Genomic DNA, 1,460 nt, shown 5'->3' on the forward strand with positions numbered 1-1,460 from the left:
ACCGGAGGATGCGTGCCCCCGCCACATGGCGGGGGCACGCGTCGTGTCCGCTCCCCGGCAGCGTTCTTCCCGTGCTGGCCCTTCCGCCGCGAAGCCGGAACTGCCACCCTTGTTCCCGGTGATCTTGATCGGAGGAGCCGGGTGGTGGACACCTCGACACGTCTCCCCGCCGAGGTGCGGCGCGCGCGCGTCGCGGTGGCGGTGCTGTTCTTCGCGAACGCCTTCGCCGTGGCCAACATCGTTCCCCGCTACCCGGAGATCCGGGACGCCCTCGGCCTGAGCAACAGCGCGCTCGGGCTGGCCATCGCGGCCATTCCCACCGGGGCGCTCGTGGCGGGGCTGCTCGCCGGTGTGCTGTCCGGCCGGTTCGGCAGCGGGCGGGTGGCCGTCTGGTCCATGGTCGCCGCCGGGCTGGTGTTGCCCCTGGTGCCGGTGGCCAGCGGCTGGGCCACCCTGGCCGCCGTGCTGTTCACCCTGGGCGTGGTGGACGCCTGGGCCGACGCCGCCTCCAACGCACACGGGTTGCGGGTGCAACGCCGGTACGGGCGGTCCGTGCTGAACAGCTTCCACGGGGTGTGGAGCGTGGGGGCCGTGGCGGGTGGCGCGGTGTGCAGCGCGCTCATCGGGTTCGGGGTCCCTCTCAGCTGGCACCTTCCCGCCGTCGGACTCCTGATCGCCGTGCTCGTCCTGGCCGCGCGCCCCCACTTGCTGCCGGGCCCGGAGTCGAGCGAACGGGACGAGGAGAGCGCCGCTCCCGTTCGCTCGGCGCCCCGCACCGGGTGGCCCGTCCTCCGCATGGTCGTCCTGGGCTGCCTGCTGCTCGCCGCCTGCGCCGTGGAGGACATTCCCTCCTCGTGGGGTGCCGCGCTGCTCCTCGACTCCTACGGAGCGCCCGCCGTTCTCGCCGGAGCCGTGTTCGTCGCCTTCCAGGCGGCGATGACCGTCGGGCGGCTGCTCGGAGACCGCATCACCGACCGGTACGGGCACGTGACCGTCGGCCGGGTGGGAGGCGTGCTCATCACCGTGCCCCTGGCGCTGGCTCTCCCCTTCGACTCGGTCCCCGTGTTGATCGCCGCGTTCGCCTGTGCCGGGCTCGGTACCGCGACGCTGTTCCCCTCGGCGGTGCACGCGGCCGGGAACATCCCCGGCCTGCGCAGCGAACACGGGATCGCCATCGTCACCTGGTGCTCCCGTCTCGGCTTCCTGACGGTCCCGCCTCTCATCGGGGTGCTGTCAGACCTGCTCGACCTGCGGGTGGCGGTGGGCACGGCCATCGTCTTCGGACTCCTGGTCCTCCTGCTGTCCGGTGCGCTGGCCGGTGCGCTGGCCGGGCGCGAACGGCGTTGAGGAGCGCCCGGTCCCCAGCCCCGCCCGCCGGAGCGCGGCCCTGATCCGTGTGGAGCGTGTGCCGGGTGCGGAACCGGCGGGGGAGCGGCGGTCCGGTCCGTGCGACGGTGGCC

Annotated in this window: 1 protein-coding gene; it reads left to right on the forward strand. The window is 73.8% G+C overall.

All coding sequences use genetic code 11. The annotated features are described in order from the left end of the window. Positions 1-144: 144 nt before the first annotated feature. On the forward strand, positions 145-1,347 hold the full coding sequence (locus tag ACTIDRAF_RS0225220) for an MFS transporter (protein WP_026066483.1): 1,203 nt from the start codon (positions 145-147) through the stop codon (positions 1,345-1,347). Positions 1,348-1,460: the final 113 nt, after the last annotated feature.

The organism is Actinoalloteichus spitiensis RMV-1378 (assembly GCF_000239155.1).
GTDB classification, from domain to species: Bacteria; Actinomycetota; Actinomycetes; order Mycobacteriales; family Pseudonocardiaceae; genus Actinoalloteichus_B; species Actinoalloteichus_B spitiensis.